We start from the raw sequence: 14792 nt of genomic DNA on the forward strand, positions 1-14792 counted from the left end.
TGCCGATAAGTCGACGATAACCAGGGCTTAAGCGAATCCTGCTAAGGTTTCGATGTTTTCCGTGGTCAGGAGGTCCTGATCGCGCATTCTTATGCTGTACGCCTGTCATCGGTGGGTCCCGGTGGCGGCGGGAAGTGGAGCAGACATGCTGGCCAGCGGTGACGTATTCGCCGGTTATGTCATCGATCGGCAATTGGGTCGCGGTGGCATGGGTTCGGTGTACCTGGCAAAACATCCGCGGCTGCCGCGGATGACGGCGCTGAAGCTGCTGAATCGGGAGATGTTCTTCGATAAGGAGGTGCGGGCGCGGTTCGAGCGGGAGGCGGATCTGGTCGCCCAGCTCGATCACCCGAATATCGTCACCGTCTATGACCGCGGCCTCGAGGATGAGCAGCTGTGGATCTCGATGCAGTACATCGATGGCATCGATGCCGCATCGGTCGATCCCAAGTCGCTGCCCCCGGAGCGGGCGGTCCAAATAATCAAGGAGACCGCCGACGCGCTCGACTACGCGCACGGCATGGGCGTACTGCACCGCGATGTGAAGCCCGCGAATATTCTGCTGGCCCGCTCCGGCGGCGGGCGCGGTGAGCGGGTATATCTGACCGACTTCGGTATCGCGCGGTTGCGTGACGACACCGGCCACCTCACCCAGACCGGCACCTTCACCGCCACCTTGGCCTACGCCTCGCCCGAACAGCTCACCGGTGCCTCGCTGGATCACCGATCGGATCAGTACTCGCTGGCCTGCTCACTGTTCTGGCTGTTCACCGGGTCCGGTCCGTTCGCGGCGACCAATCCGGCGGCCGTGATCCAGGGACATCTGCAGGCCGCGCCCCCGGCGCTCAGCAGCGTTCGTCCCGGCTTGCCCTTCCAGTTGGACGCGGTGATGGCCAAGGCCATGGCCAAGCGTCCCGACGACCGGTTCGCCTCCTGCTCGGAGTTCGCGCAGGCCGCCAAGCACGCACTGACCAATCCGAGCGTTCCGTCGATGCCGGTGGTCGGTGGACCGCGTCCGGGCACCGGCCCGGCGATTCCGGTGACGGGTGCGCCACGTCCGGTCACCGGGCAGCCGATGCCGGTGACGAACGGGCCGTACCCGCAGACCGCCGGACCGTACCCGCAGACCAGCGGCCCATATCCACAGACGAGCGCACCGCACGCGGCGCAGTCATTGGCGCCGACGACGGTCAATCCCGCATCGCAGGTCGCCCCACATCCGCAGCCGATGCAGACCGCGCCGACCCAACAGCAACCGCATCCGAGCAATCCGTACAACCAGCAGCCGCTCGGCTTCGCGCCGCCGCCGATGGGCGGACCGCGCCCGCCCGCACCGCCGCAGCGCAAATCGAATGTCGGACTGATCGTCGCACTGTGCGTCGGTCTGGTGATTCTGCTGGTGATCGTGGTCGCGATCATCGGCGCGGTATCCGGCGGCGGTTCGTCGAGCTCCAGTGGCGGCAGCACCACGACCTCGTCGAGCTCGTCCTATGGTGGCGGCGGCGGTGCGGTGGATGCCACCGCGGCAGCGATCAGCAAAGAGTTCCCGCGCATGGTGCCCGCCAGCGAATCCGACTCGGTCGGCTACAACGGCGCGAAATGCAATGCCCACAAGACCGGCGACCTGACCCTGCCGACGCCGGGCACGCCGGACTTCGGCGCCTGGGCCGCGCAGTGGGACTGCTACGGCGGCGGTGACAACGACGACCCGTTCTACACGATCTACGTCTACAAGAACGCCTCCGACGTGCAGAAGGCGCTGAGCAATCTGCCTTCCGATGCCACCAAGTCGACCGACACCAACGGCGGCAAGACCTACACCAACTACAAGTTCGTCAACGACGGCCCCAAGATCGTCACCGCCTTCACCGGCGACAGCAAGCGGGCCCAATTCCTCATGTACGCAGACGGTTTGGCGGGCGCTCAGGAAAAAGTCCTGCGCTGGTGGCGCTCGGCCCCACTGAACTGACAGCCGAACCGGGCGCGAAAACAACTCGACCCCGCCGGAAGCTAGCGCATAAGCCGTGCGTACGGCGCACAAGCTATACGTTGTGTGAGGTCGTCGATACTTATGCGGCGCTTCGATGGCCTTCGCGGTGGACGAAGGAACACGGGAGAGGGAGGAAGACGACGTGGTCGGCGATCGGCGGGAACGGGCGCAGCGGTTTGTCGAGTTGCACAGGGAAGGTTGCTTCCTGCTGCCGAATGCGTGGGATGCGGGTAGTGCCCGGATTCTGGAGTCGGTCGGCTTTCCCGCGGTGGCCACCACCAGCGCTGGTATCGCGTTCTCGCTCGGACGCCCGGATCACGACTTCTTCGCCGAGCACGAGGACGGGCGGGTCGATCGGGAGACCATGCTGGGTCGGGTTCGCGAGATCGTCGACGCGGTCGGGGTGCCGGTCAGCGCCGATCTCGAAGAGGGGTACGGCGAGAAACCCGAGACGGTGGCGACCACGATCTCGTTGGCGCTCGATGCCGGTGCGGCGGGCGGCAATATCGAGGACTTCACCGGCGATAGCACCCGACCGCTGTTCGACCTGGAGTTGTGCTCGGACCGCATTCGCGCTGCCCGCGCCGCCGTCGACGCCAGCGGCGAGCCGTTCGTCCTGGTCGGCCGCACCGACGGACTCCTGGTCGACAGCTCACTCGATGAATGCGTCCGCCGGGCCAACGCCTACCTCTCGGCAGGTGCCGACTGCGCGTTCGTTCCGGGTGCCAGCGACGCGACCACCATCGGCACACTGGTGCGCGAACTCGACGGCCCGCTCAACGTCGTCATGGGTTTGACCGGCAACGCACTGTCCCTCGACGACCTGCGCGAGCTCGGCGTGCGTCGAGTTACGGTCGGCGGCAGCATCTTCCGCGCCATGTACCGCCAATTGCTCGGCACCGCACATGAATTGGCCGACCTCGGCACCTTCACCTACGCCGCCGACCAACTCACCCAGACCGACCTCAACAACCTCTTCCGCCGCTGATCAGCGCTTCAGTGACAGTGTTTCGTTGGTGACGCACGTCGAGGAACGCGTCGATGTGGGCTTCCTCGAACGGGGCTTGGTCGGTCCGCGTCTCCAAGCCCCGCACCGGCCCGTCGCTGATCAGCGCCCCAGGCAAAGGCGGCGCGCTAGTTCACCAGCTGACGCACATCGGGGTGGGAGGAATGCGTCGAGGTGGGCTTCCTCGAACGGTGTGCGCGTATCCGAGAACCGCACCGGCCCATTGCTGATCTTCACCCCGACGAGTGGGACGCGTTCACAGCTGGAATGCGCGACAGCGGTCTGACTGCCCGGGTTCGGAAACCCCGGCCCATGCGTTTTGTTGCGGCAGCGCATTCCCCGGCGCGCACAGCTCCCAAGTCCGACGCTGAACCTTGCCTGCGCCACACCGCTCGTAGTACTGTCCAGACACGTGTCCATCACGTGTGTGGACAGATATCCCAGGAGGATTTTCATGACCCTGGTCAAGCCGTTGCGGGTGTCCGGAGGCGATCACGAGCACGGGCATCTCGAGGAATTCCGCGCCGATCCAGTGGCTTTGATGCGGCGAGTGCGGGCGGAATGCGGGGATGTCGGGGCATTCGATCTCGCGGGGCGGCATGTGATTCTGCTGTCCGGCGCGCAGGCCAATGAGTTCTTCTTCCGGTCCGGCGACGAGGATCTCGATCAGGCCGCCGCCTATCCGTTCATGAAGCCGATATTCGGCGAGGGCGTGGTGTTCGACGCCAGTCCGGAGCGGCGCAAGGAGATGCTGCACAATCAGGCGCTGCGCGCGGAGCAAATGCGCGGGCATGCGGCGACCATCGGGCGCGAGGTCGAACGCATGCTGGCGAACTGGGGTGATGAGGGCCAGATCGATCTGCTCGACTTTTTCGCCGAGCTGACCATCTACACCTCATCGGCCTGCCTGATCGGCAAACGATTCCGCGATGAACTCGACGAACGCTTCGCCCACCTCTATCACGATCTGGAGCGCGGTACCGACGCGCTGGCCTACGTGGACCCGTACGCGCCGATCGAAAGCTTCCGCCGCCGCGATGCCGCCCGCGCCGAACTGGTCGAATTGGTGCAGGGCATCATGGACGGCCGTGCCGCGAATCCGCCGGTGCACAAGGAAGAGCGGGACATGCTCGACATCCTGATCTCGATCAAGGACGAGCAGGGCCAGCCCCGATTCAGCGCGAGCGAAATCACCGGAATGTTCATCTCGATGATGTTCGCGGGCCACCACACCACGTCCGGCACCGCGGCCTGGACGGTCATCGAATTGCTCAGGAATCCGGCGCAATTGCGCCGGGTGGTCGATGAACTCGACGAGCTGTACGCCGACGGTTCCGATATCAGTTTCGGTGCGCTGCGCCGAATTCCGAATCTGGAGGCGGTGGTCAAGGAGACATTGCGGCTGCATCCGCCGCTGATCATTCTGATGCGGGTCGCTCAGGGTGAATTCGAGGTATGCGGACATCGGATCGAACCGGGCGATCTCGTCGCGGCGACTCCGGCCATTTCCAACCGGATCCCGGAGGACTTCCCGGATCCGGATCTGTTCGACCCGAACCGCTATATCGATCCGAATCAGGCGGATATCGTCAATCGCTGGACCTGGATTCCCTTCGGCGCGGGCCGACATCGCTGTGTCGGCGCGGCCTTCGCGCTCATGCAGCTCAAGGCGATTTTCTCGATACTGCTGCGGGACTGGGAATTCGAGATGGCGCAACCATCCGACAGCTACCGCAACGATCACAGCAAGATGGTGGTGCAACTGCAACAGCCGTGTGCCGTCCGCTACCGCAGGCGGCGAAAGGCATAGGCAAACGCCTGGTTACGAGAGCGTGAGCGGGAAGATTGTGTGCCACATGGACTTCCGGATTCGCTTGTAGTGTGAAGACATGATCACGCTCAAAAAGGAAGATGGCGCCGCTGATCTCAACGGCATCACCAAGCTGACGGTCGGGGTGAGCTGGGACCCGTCGGGGGGCACCAGCGGCGGCGCGGTCGGATTATTGCGCCGCAAGCGCGGTGTTGATCTGGATCTGATCGCCATCCTCATGCAAGGTTCCGAGCCGGTGCGGTTCGCCGGACTCGACTCCCTCGACCCGCTCGGCAACGGTTCGGTCCAGCACACCGGCGACGAACAGACCGGCGCCGCCTCCGGTGACGACGAATCGGTGCACGTCACCTTCGCGAATGTGCCCGAGGCCATCGACGCGATCATTTTCGTGGCCGCGGCATTCAAGAAGGGCTCGTCCTTCGAGAAGGCCAACAACATCAGTTTCAAGGTCTACGACGCGACCGGCGGCAGCGCCCAGCAGGTGGCCGATATCTGGCCGTCGCTGCTCGGCACGGATAACGCCAATGCGGTGGCCAAGGCGTTCCGCAACGGTGCGAGCTGGCAGCTCGAGGTGCTCAACCGCAAGGGCAAGATCAAGCAGGGCGATAAGCAGGCCCTGCTGCGCTTCGCGATGGCGTAGGCAGGCAGCGAAAGCCGGAGCTCGGACGAGCTCCGGCTTCGATTGCTAAAGAACCGATTCGACGGCCGTTACGACCGCGGCGTCATCGGGGGTGGTGCGCGGACGGAACCGGCCGACCACCGCACCTTCGCGATCGATCAGGAATTTCTCGAAGTTCCACTGGATATCACCGGCCGTGCCCTCGGCATCCGCGGTCTCGATCAGTGCCTGATAGAGCGGATGCCGGTCGTCACCGTTGACATCGGTCTTCTCCAGCAGCGGAAAGTCGACGCCATAGGTGGTCGAGCAGAATTCCGCGATTTCCTCGGCGGTACCCGGCTCCTGGCCCATGAACTGGTTGCACGGCACCCCGACCACGCTGAAACCGCGGTCGCCATAGGTTTTCTGGAGTTCGACGAGTCCGGTGTACTGCGGGGTCAGCCCACACTTGGAGGCCACATTGACCAGCAGTACCGCCTTATCTCCGACCAATTCGCCCAGAGTTGCCGGGTCGCCGGAGAGCGTACGTAGGGGAATGTTGCGGATATTCATTCGTATCGCACCTGCCAGTTCTTGATTCCGTTGATCCACCCCGATCGCAACCGTACCGGATCGGCGACCTGGCTGATCTTGGGCATCACATCGGCGATCGCATTGAACATCAGGTCGATCTCCAGTCGTGCCAGATTCGCCCCGACACAATAATGCGCACCGGTGCCACCGAATGCGACATGTGGATTCGGATCGCGCAATACGTCGAAGGTGAACGGATTTTCGAAGGCGTCCTCGTCGAAGTTGGCCGAGCTGTAGAAGATTCCCAGTCGCTGACCCTGCTTGATCTGCTGCCCACCGAGTTCGGTGTCCTGGGTCGCGGTGCGCTGGAAGGCATTCACCGGGGTCGCCCAGCGCACGATCTCATCGGGCCCGGTGCGCGGTCGCTGCTCGCGGTACAGCTCCCACTGCTCCGGATGGTCCACGAAGGCCTTCATGCCGTGGGTGATGGCATTGCGGGTGGTCTCATTGCCCGCGATGGCGAGCAGGATGACGAAGAAGCCGAATTCATCCGAACCGAGTGCCTCGCCGTCGACATCGGCGTGCACCAATTGGCTGACGATGTCGTCGACCGGAGATGCGCGCCGCTCTTCGGCCATATTCCAGGCATAACCGAGGATTTCGGTGAAGGCGGTAGTGGCGTCGCCGTATTCCGGATCGTCGTAGTTCAGCGTCTGGTTGGACCATTCGAACAGCTTGTGGCGATCGTCATTCGGCACGCCGAGCAGTTCCGCAATGGCCTGCAGCGGCAGTTCGCAGGCGACCTGTTGGACGAAATCGCCGCCGCCGGTTCGCTTGGCCTCGTGCACGATTCGCGCCGCGCGTTCGGTGAGCGCGGCGCGCAGACCCTCCACTGCGCGCGGGGTGAATCCCTTGGAGACGATCCGTCGGGTCTTGGCATGCTTGGGCGCATCCATATTGACCAGCAGCGCACCGGTGAGTTCGATCTGCTCCGGCGTGACATCGTCGGGCAGCCGTATGATCGCGCCCTTCTCGGCGGAGGAATAGATTTCCGGGCTGCGCGAAATCTCCTTTACGTCTTCATGTTTGCTGACCACCCAGTACCCGCCGTCGCGAAAGCCGCCCGAGGTCGCATCCGGCTGCGCGCACCACCAGACCGGTGCGGTACGGCGCAGGGTCGCGAATTCCTCGACCGGCATGCGGTTTTCCCACAGCCCTGGATCGGTGAAATCGAAGCCTGCCGGGAACGCGGGCGCTGCCATAGTTACCTCCTGGGGTGAAAGTGTTTCAGCGCAGCCTGAGTCGGCGCATGAGTCGTAGAGTGGTCAGCGTCGTCTTCAGCTGCTTCTCGTAGGGCATTCCCGCGCGGGCGGCCATCACCTGACGCTTCTGCACGCCGATATTCACGGTGTCGGTGTATTTGAGCAGGCCCTGATCGCCGTGCCTGGTGCCGACGCCGGATTGTTTGACGCCGCCGGACGGGGTGCCCTTGGCGGCGTAGGTGGTCACGAAGCCGTCGTTGATATTGATATTCCCGGCCTCGAGCTGGGCGCCGATTCGATTGGCGCGGGCCAGATCTCGGCTCCAGACGCTGGCATTCAAACCGTAGCTGGTGTCGTTGGCGAGCCGGATGGCTTCCTGCTCGTCGGTGAACCGGTAGACGCTCACCACCGGACCGAAGGTTTCCGCGGTCGCGTGGGTCATCTCGGGGGTGACATCGGTGAGCACGGTGGGTTCATAGAAGGCCGGGCCGATATCCGGTCGCGCCTTGCCTCCGGTCAGCACCGTCGCACCCTTCGCGCGTGCGTCTTCGACATGCGCCGCGACCCGTTCCATATGCTGCACCGAGACCAGCGAACCGAATTCCGGTGTGAAGTCGTAGGCCGCGCCGATCTCGGCGTTCAATTCCTCTGCGGCAGTGACCAATCGGCGTACGAACTCGTCATACAACCTGTCCTGGACATAGATCCGCTCGATGTGCATACAGGCCTGGCCGGAATTCGCGAAGACCGCGAATGACGCACCGGGAATGACCTCGTCGAGATTCGCGTCGTCCAGCACGATCATCGGGTTCTTGCCGCCGAGTTCGAGGCTGCAGCCGATCAGATTGCGGCCCGCGCCTTCGCCGACCACCCGTCCGGTCGCGGTCGAGCCGGTGAACATGACGAAGTCGGCATTGTCGATCAAGGTCGGGCCGACATCGGGGCCCTCACCGCAGACGACCTGGAACAGCCCCTTCGGCAGACCCGCCCGATACAGCAGCTCCACCCCGAACAGCGCACAGAGCGCCGTCTTGTTATCGGGCTTGAGCACGACACCATTGCCCGCCATCAGCGCGGGCATCGAATCCGAGAGCGCGATGGCGAAGGGGAAATTCCACGGCGCGATCACCGCGACGACACCTTTGGGGCGGTGCTCCTCGGTCGAGGTGGTGATCAGCGGCACCGGGCCGCCGCGCCGCTTCGGCTTCAATACCCGGCGTGCGGTCTTCAGGTAGTGGCTGATGACCATCGGGACATCGCAGGATTCCTCGAAGGCCATGCGGCGGGTCTTACCGCAGCCGATCTGGATCAGGTCGGCGATGGTTTCGTATTCGGCGAGGATCAGGTCGTGTGCGCGTTGGAAGACCTCGAGACGGCGCTGCAACGGCCAGGCGGCCCACTCCTTCTGGGCCGTGCGTGCGGTCGCGTAGGCGGCGGCGACATCCTCGGGGGTCGACTGCGGTAACTCGCCGACCACGGCGCCGGTGTAGACCTCGACCATCGAATACGGGTCCGCGGCACCCGAGGCCGCGACCATTTCGGTCAGCCTGCCGATCAACGCTTCGGTGATCCGGGCGGGCAGCGTCGGTGCGGAATTCTTCTTGGCTTCGGTTGTATTCATCAGACCTTCTCCGTGCGGACGGTACCTGCCCCCGAATTAGAACACGTTCTCATCGCGGCTGCTAGGGCCTTGGTAGGGATGACCTGGTCGAATGCATATTCAATCGGCCTGATGATCCGGTGCGCGACCCGCCGCGAATTCCCGCGCCCAGCGGTAGTCGGGCTTGCCGCTCGGGGCGCGCGTGACGACGTCGGCGAGCCAGATCTGCCTCGGCACTTTGTACCCCGCCAGGTGCTTGCGCACATGACGCTCCAGCGCGGCGAAATCCATCTCGGCACCCGCCACCGATACGACCGCAGCTACCTGCTGCCCCCAGCGTTCGTGCGGTACCCCGATCACCACCGCGTCATAGACGGCGTCATGCGCCTTGACCACGCTCTCGACCTCTTCGACGAAGACCTTCTCGCCGCCGGTATTGACGACCATATTGCCGCGGCCGATCAGGGTCACCGAGCCGTCCGGCTCGACCCTGGCGCGGTCGTCGGTCACCACGATCCGGTTGCCGTCGACTGTTTTGAAAAGCCGCTCAGTCTTCTCGGGATCCTTGTAGTAGCCGATCGGCACCGAGCCGGTCTTGGCGAGCCAGCCCTCGGAACCGGGTTCGACCGGCCGTCCCGCATCATCGACCACGATCGCGCCGCGCCCGCTCTGCACCCGCGGACCGCGGCCCGGATTGTCGTCCTTTTGCGCGAAACCGATACCGCCGAAACCGGTTTCGGAGGAGCCGATGGAATCGGAGACCACGGTCGACGGAAACAGTTCCAGCAGTGCGTTTTTCACCGGTTGTGACAGCAGCGCGGCGCCGGAGCCGATGGCGACGAGCGAGGATGCGTCCACCGGGGCGGCGCGGTAGGCATCGATCAGCGGACGCGCCATGGCATCACCGGTGATCACCATGATTTGCGGGCGACGCTGTTGCACCACCTGCCATACTCGGTCGGCGTCGAATTTGGGTTGGAAGATCACGGCATTGCCGGACCACAGGGCGGTGAAGGACGGCATCATCGCGGCGGCGTGGATCAGCGGCGGGAGGACGTACCAGGTGCTCGGTTCCCCCTGTGCGCCGACACGGGACTGTTGATACTCGTCGGAAACCGGTTCGTTCGTGTAGAAGTCGATGCCGCCACCGAGTACCCGCCACATATCCTCTTGCCGCCACATGACCCCCTTCGGGCGGCCGGTGGTGCCGCCGGTATACATCATGAACAGGTCATCTGGGCTGCGGTCGATGGTGCGGCGGGTGGGGGAGCCCGATTGCATGGCCCGCGCGTAGGTGCTTGTGTCGCCGTTGACGATGAGCAGTTGGATCGACGGCGCGTCGGCGAGTGCTTCCCGCGCCGTGGCTGCGTATTTCTCATGGCAGACAAGCACTTCGAGGTCGGCATTGTCATAGAGGTAGCGCAGCTCTTCGACGCCGTAGCGGTAGTTGATATTGATCGGCACCGCTCGCGCCTTGAAACAGGCGATGAGCGTGGTCATGGTCTCGATGCCGTTGTGCATCTGGAAACCAATGTGCGTTCCGGGGCCGACACCGGTAGAGCCGAGATAATCGGCGAGCCGATTCGCGCGGGCGTCGAGTTCGGCGTAGGTGAGTTCGCGGTCGCCCTCGATCAGCGCGGTGCGCTGCGGCATCGCGTCGACGGCATGCTCGAACAGGTCGGCGAAGTTGTGGGACATGGCAATTCACTCTCAGTGAATGACTGTGAGCGGCAGCGGAGTGCCGCGGTCGGTGAAGGTGAAGGCGGCGCCGGTGCTGATCCGGGTGATGGCCACCTCGGTCGCCTCCTTGAACGGCGTTGCGGCGAGGGCTATTTCAGCGGTCCAGCCGTGCTCGTCGGAGCTGGTGGAGCGCACCTCGAACCGTGGGTTCACGCCGCGCGCCATGGCTTCCAGCGGCGCGAGATGGTCAGGATCGATCATCGAAGGCCAAGCGCGGTCGGTATCGGCGTCGCTGCGCCACGGCAGCCGCAGTCGTACCGCACCGTCGGTGATAGATACGTCGATGCTGGTGTACGGCAGTGGATTCCATGCCGGATGCAGCAGCAGGACCTGGGCCAGCGCGGCCGGATCGTCACCGAGCCCGAGTGCGTTGCGAATCCGCTCGGAGGTGATTCCAGCAATGCCGGTGAATTGTTTGCGGCCGATATCGGTTGCGGTGTCGGCGGACCTGGCGCGCACGGCCGTCATGAAGCCGATGGTGAGCAGATGGTGTTGCAGGCACACCTCGTCGGCGATGCGCACGAGGGCCGATTTGGAGAAGTCGGCGAAGCGCAGGTCACTGAGCAGAGGGCCCGCGTAATCGCTGTGGCCTGGATCGTTCCTATCGATCGCGGACAACTCCAGCAGCGCGGCTCGGGAGTTGGCCACTACCTCGGCATTCGGCGGCGTAGGCGGTGGGATATGGGCCGGATCGATAATGACGGTCCACGCGCACACCGGCTTTCGGTCCGCCGGATGGCGCGGCGGCCGATGGATCGGCCGGACCTGGGCATGCGGATTGGTGGCCAGGGCGGTGGCGTCGAAGGTCGGATCCTCGATGTCGTGGCACATCGACACCACGAACTCCTCGCCGAGCGGTTCCACATCCGCAAGCGCGCCACAGTGATCCAGCCAGAACTCGCCGTGATCGCGATCGTCGACGCGGAACCGGAAGTCCATGAACTGCGGCGGCGCACCGATATCCAGCTGCAGCCCCTTGAAGATCGTCGGCACGTCATCGCCCTCGAAATCGAGCGCGCGACGCATGCGGCGGGTATAGACCGGACTGGCCAGCTGCCACTCCTCGATGGCGACCGCCGCCATGCCCTCGCGTCCGAATGCCCCGATGGAGTGTGCCATTCCGGACCGGTCGATCAGATGACCGCACAGCAGCAGTTCGGGCACCAGCGTCGCGAGCTGGGCCCGCGACAACCGGTCGAAGCTCGAGCTCACCACAGTGGAACCGGTGCTTCGCCGATCCGATACCAGCCCGGCAGCGTCTTTCCGGAGACCGACCGCTGGATGCGCTTCTGCATACCCGCGGTGAGCGCATTGTTCTGGATCATCTCCACGAACAACTGCGAGACATTGCCGAAGTCGAAAAAGTCACGCTGCCAGGACCATTGGTAATTGCCGCCGTAGCGGAACCAGCTGCCGCCGATGCCCTCGGGACTGTAGTTGCGGCCGTCGGGTCGCTTGTTATCGCTGATCTGCTTCCAGAAGCCGATGACATCGCCGCTGCGCTCATCGATGACGAACTGCTGGTACGGATAGGACCAGCCCTCCAGCCCCTCCATCTCCTGACCCAGCGCGAGTTCCCTGATCTCGGCCCGTCCGACCGCCATGAATTCCTGGGTCGGGCCGTAATTCCAGCCGTAGGTGGCGTCCTCGGTATACATCTCGGCGAGTGGCTTCCAATCGCCCTTTTCCTCGCAGCGCTGATTCTCCAGCACCCAGCGCCGAACCATCTCGTCGAGTTCGGCGCGGTCGAAATCTGGCATTACCGTGTTCCTTTCGCGGGGTCGTCCGCGCGGATCGACAGCGCTTGGGTGGGGCAGTAGCGCACCGCGCGTTCGATATCGGCGCGGGCTTCGGGACCCGGTGTCGGGTCGAGGATTTCGACCTTGCCGCGCTTGGGCACGGTGAAGGCCGAGGGCGCTTCGTCCTGGCAGACGGCGTGCCCCTGACATAGATCCAGATCGGCGACGACCCTCACGGTCGGCTCCCTTCCTCGGCATTCGGTAACGGACGCAGCGGGGCCTCGGGCTGGACCTCGACCAGCACGAGATGTGCCCCGCGCGGTGCGGAGACCACGGCAATGACCGCAGCCGCGAGATCGCTGGCGCGCAGCATGTACGGGTGGCGGGCGAAACCCCAGGCCTTCCAGTCCTCGAGCATCGGCCCGACCACCTCGGGAGTGGAATTCATGCCCATGCCGGTCAGCGTCGGACCCGGACGCACCAGCGAGGCGCGAACTCCGCTGCCCTCCAGCTCCATTCGCATCTGCTGGACCATCGCCTCCAGCCCGGCCTTGGCCGCGCTATAGGCGCCGGTGCGCGGGCGCGGTTCCTCGGCACAGTCGGAGCTGATCAGGACGAAATCGCCACGCTGCCTGCGGATCATGCCCGGCAGCACCCGGTGCACCAACCGGTGCGCGCCGACCAGATGCACCTGCACCTGCTGCAGGAACCGCTCCGGCTCCATCTCGTGCACCAGCGAGAACTCGATATCGCCCGCACCGGAGACCAGGATTTCGGTCGGTCCGAGGGTCTCTTCGGCCGCGGCGACGAAATCGTCGATGGATGCCGGGTCGGTGACATCGAGTTGGTGGGCGAAGGCCTCGCCGCCATTGGCGCGGATCTTGGCCGCCAGCGCCTCGCACTGATCCACCCGGCGCGCCCCGAGCGCGACCGGGTGTCCGAGTTCGGCGAGCGCCTCGGCCGTCGCCGCGCCGATACCGGAGGACGCTCCGGCCACAATCGCCGGTCGGCGCACCGGATTCGGTTCGAACCGTGGCATTATTTCGCCTCCACGATGATGGGCAGGTTGGCGAACCCGCGGACATTGCTCGAGTGCACGCGCTTGATTCCGGCGTCGACGATGTCATAAGACCGGACGCGCGAAGTGAATTCGCGCAGCGCGACGCCCGCCTCGAGCCGGGCCAGGTGCGCGCCGAGGCAGAAGTGCACGCCCGCACCGAAACTGGCGAGTCCGGCCTTATCGGCGCGTCCGATGCGGTAGCTGTCGCCGTCGGCGAAGACCTCGGGATCCCGATTGGCCGAACCGATCAGCAGCAGCACCTTCGAACCTTTCGGGATGGTGCGGCCGTGCTGGTCGATATCCACCGCGGCACAGCGGGCGACCATCTGGCTCGAGGTGTCGTAGCGCAGCGTCTCCTCGACCCAGTCGGTGACCAGCTCGGGTTCCGCGACGACCTTGGCGTATTCGCTCGGATTGCGCGCGCTCCAGTACAGCGCATTGCCGAGGAGCTTGGTGGTGGTCTCGTTACCTGCCACCACCATCAGGAACATGAAACCGATGATCTCCTCGTCGGACAGCGTGTCGCCGTCGATTTCGGCATCCAACAGCGCCGAGGTGAGATCCGTTGTCGGAGAGCGCCTTCGCGCGGCGACCATATCCGTGTAATAGGTGAGCAGCGTGATCGATGCCTGCGCGGCGGCCATCGGGACGTCGAGGACGCCGTCCTCGCGGTGCACCACCAGATCGGCCAGCCTGCGGATCTCCGCGCGATCGGCCTCGGGGACGCCCATCAGTTCGGAGATGACATCCATCGGGAGTTTGCCCGCGACCTCATCGATCCAGTCGAACTCGCCGGTCGCGAGAGCCGGTTCGAGGTAGGACACCGTCAGTGCCCTGATCCGGTCTTCCATCTCGGCCACCCGCTTGGGGGTGAAGCCCTTGTAGACGAGTCGGCGCATGCGCATATGCCGTGGATCGTCCATGGCCAGGAACGACATCACCCGGCTCGCGTGCGGACCCCAGGCCGCCGGATCCAGCGAGACGCCATTGGCGCTGGACAGCCGGACACTGTCGCGGAAGGCCGCGGTGACATCCGCGTGCCGCGACAGCGCCCAGAAATCCAGGTCGGCATTGTGGTAGAGCGGCGCCTCCGTGCGCAGTCGCTCGTAGGTGGGGTACGGGTCCTCGTGGAACGCGTAGTCGTAGGGGTCGAAGGTCAGGGGCTCCAGTGAGGCGGCCGTCATCGCGATAACCCGGAATTCGAGAACCAGTTCTCATCGGTGACCGGTGTCGCGTCATCGATGGGAGACACATAGCTGGACATGTGTCTGGACGGTACCACCGGCCTAGCGGATTCGACAGAGGTTTCCCTGAACAATCTGGGTGTGGGTGGCATGGGGGCGATTGATGGCCGGTAGCCCTTGTTGGTCTCGTCGGACTGATTGGCGGGCGCAGTTCTGAAACGAGTTCTTGCGCCTGGAAGCAGACCGAG

13 protein-coding genes are annotated in these 14792 nt (G+C 64.6%); 4 read left to right on the forward strand and 9 right to left on the reverse strand.

Annotated features, from left to right (window positions below):
• Positions 1 to 145: 145 nt before the first annotated feature.
• The 4 genes from NA5_RS09495 to NA5_RS09510 all read left to right on the forward strand — a co-directional run bounded on the left by NA5_RS09495 (position 146) and on the right by NA5_RS09510 (position 5467).
• Complete coding sequence (locus NA5_RS09495; RefSeq protein ID WP_062984126.1) at positions 146 to 1969, forward strand: serine/threonine-protein kinase; 1824 nt, start codon at positions 146 to 148, stop codon at positions 1967 to 1969.
• 163 nt (positions 1970 to 2132) lie between these two features.
• Positions 2133 to 2978 carry an isocitrate lyase/PEP mutase family protein gene (locus NA5_RS09500; RefSeq protein ID WP_218020068.1) on the forward strand — a complete coding sequence of 282 codons (846 nt, stop codon included), beginning with the start codon at positions 2133 to 2135 and terminating at the stop codon, positions 2976 to 2978.
• 472 nt (positions 2979 to 3450) lie between these two features.
• Positions 3451 to 4806 (forward strand): lanosterol 14-alpha demethylase, encoded by a 1356-nt coding sequence (gene cyp51 / locus NA5_RS09505; RefSeq protein WP_062984131.1) that lies wholly within the window; start codon positions 3451 to 3453, stop codon positions 4804 to 4806.
• A gap of 79 nt (positions 4807 to 4885) precedes the next feature.
• The gene (locus NA5_RS09510; protein WP_062984133.1) at positions 4886 to 5467 is read left to right on the forward strand and encodes a TerD family protein; all 582 of its coding nucleotides are present in this window, start codon (positions 4886 to 4888) and stop codon (positions 5465 to 5467) included.
• A 45-nt stretch (positions 5468 to 5512) separates the two neighbouring features.
• Here the strand turns inward: NA5_RS09510 and NA5_RS09515 are convergent, their stop codons facing one another.
• From NA5_RS09515 to NA5_RS09555, 9 genes are all read right to left on the reverse strand, one after another.
• Positions 5513 to 5998: a glutathione peroxidase gene (locus NA5_RS09515; RefSeq protein WP_062984135.1), complete on the reverse strand. Its 486-nt coding sequence runs from the start codon at positions 5996 to 5998 to the stop codon at positions 5513 to 5515.
• On the reverse strand, positions 5995 to 7221 hold the full coding sequence (locus NA5_RS09520) for a cytochrome P450 (protein ID WP_062984137.1): 1227 nt from the start codon (positions 7219 to 7221) through the stop codon (positions 5995 to 5997). Before NA5_RS09520 ends, NA5_RS09515 begins: the two co-directional genes overlap by 4 nt.
• Positions 7222 to 7246: 25 nt before the next feature.
• Positions 7247 to 8842, reverse strand: a complete 1596-nt coding sequence (locus tag NA5_RS09525; RefSeq protein ID WP_062984139.1) for a succinic semialdehyde dehydrogenase — start codon at positions 8840 to 8842, stop codon at positions 7247 to 7249.
• A 99-nt stretch (positions 8843 to 8941) separates the two neighbouring features.
• On the reverse strand, positions 8942 to 10519 hold the full coding sequence (locus tag NA5_RS09530; RefSeq protein ID WP_062984141.1) for an acyl-CoA synthetase: 1578 nt from the start codon (positions 10517 to 10519) through the stop codon (positions 8942 to 8944).
• Positions 10520 to 10531: 12 nt separating this feature from the next.
• Entirely contained in the window at positions 10532 to 11773 is a 1242-nt protein-coding gene (locus NA5_RS09535; RefSeq protein ID WP_245672169.1) for a hypothetical protein, read from the reverse strand.
• A complete protein-coding gene (locus tag NA5_RS09540) occupies positions 11770 to 12321 on the reverse strand; it encodes a Cif family virulence factor (RefSeq protein ID WP_062984146.1) in 552 nt (183 codons plus the stop codon). The genes NA5_RS09535 and NA5_RS09540 overlap by 4 nt, the downstream gene beginning before the upstream one ends.
• Positions 12321 to 12536, reverse strand: coding sequence for a ferredoxin (locus NA5_RS09545; protein ID WP_062984152.1), 216 nt, complete (start codon positions 12534 to 12536; stop codon positions 12321 to 12323). Before NA5_RS09545 ends, NA5_RS09540 begins: the two co-directional genes overlap by 1 nt.
• Complete coding sequence (locus tag NA5_RS09550) at positions 12533 to 13339, reverse strand: SDR family oxidoreductase (RefSeq protein ID WP_062984153.1); 807 nt, start codon at positions 13337 to 13339, stop codon at positions 12533 to 12535. Before NA5_RS09550 ends, NA5_RS09545 begins: the two co-directional genes overlap by 4 nt.
• Complete coding sequence (locus NA5_RS09555) at positions 13339 to 14544, reverse strand: cytochrome P450 (protein WP_062984155.1); 1206 nt, start codon at positions 14542 to 14544, stop codon at positions 13339 to 13341. Before NA5_RS09555 ends, NA5_RS09550 begins: the two co-directional genes overlap by 1 nt.
• Positions 14545 to 14792 lie beyond the last annotated feature (248 nt).

The organism is Nocardia anaemiae NBRC 100462, assembly GCF_001612725.1.
Taxonomy (GTDB): Bacteria; Actinomycetota; Actinomycetes; order Mycobacteriales; family Mycobacteriaceae; genus Nocardia; species Nocardia anaemiae.

Excerpts from the sequence above, each read along its gene's own strand:
- NA5_RS09495 (WP_062984126.1), top strand. The coding sequence starts at position 146 with ATGCTGGCCAGCGGTGACGTATTCGCCGGTTATGTCATCGATCGGCAA.
- cyp51 (WP_062984131.1), top strand. The coding sequence starts at position 3,451 with ATGACCCTGGTCAAGCCGTTGCGGGTGTCCGGAGGCGATCACGAGCAC.
- NA5_RS09510 (WP_062984133.1), top strand. The coding sequence starts at position 4,886 with ATGATCACGCTCAAAAAGGAAGATGGCGCCGCTGATCTCAACGGCATC.
- NA5_RS09515 (WP_062984135.1), bottom strand. The coding sequence starts at position 5,998 with ATGAATATCCGCAACATTCCCCTACGTACGCTCTCCGGCGACCCGGCA.
- NA5_RS09520 (WP_062984137.1), bottom strand. The coding sequence starts at position 7,221 with ATGGCAGCGCCCGCGTTCCCGGCAGGCTTCGATTTCACCGATCCAGGG.
- NA5_RS09525 (WP_062984139.1), bottom strand. The coding sequence starts at position 8,842 with ATGAATACAACCGAAGCCAAGAAGAATTCCGCACCGACGCTGCCCGCC.
- NA5_RS09530 (WP_062984141.1), bottom strand. The coding sequence starts at position 10,519 with ATGTCCCACAACTTCGCCGACCTGTTCGAGCATGCCGTCGACGCGATG.
- NA5_RS09540 (WP_062984146.1), bottom strand. The coding sequence starts at position 12,321 with ATGCCAGATTTCGACCGCGCCGAACTCGACGAGATGGTTCGGCGCTGG.
- NA5_RS09550 (WP_062984153.1), bottom strand. The coding sequence starts at position 13,339 with ATGCCACGGTTCGAACCGAATCCGGTGCGCCGACCGGCGATTGTGGCC.
- NA5_RS09555 (WP_062984155.1), bottom strand. The coding sequence starts at position 14,544 with ATGACGGCCGCCTCACTGGAGCCCCTGACCTTCGACCCCTACGACTAC.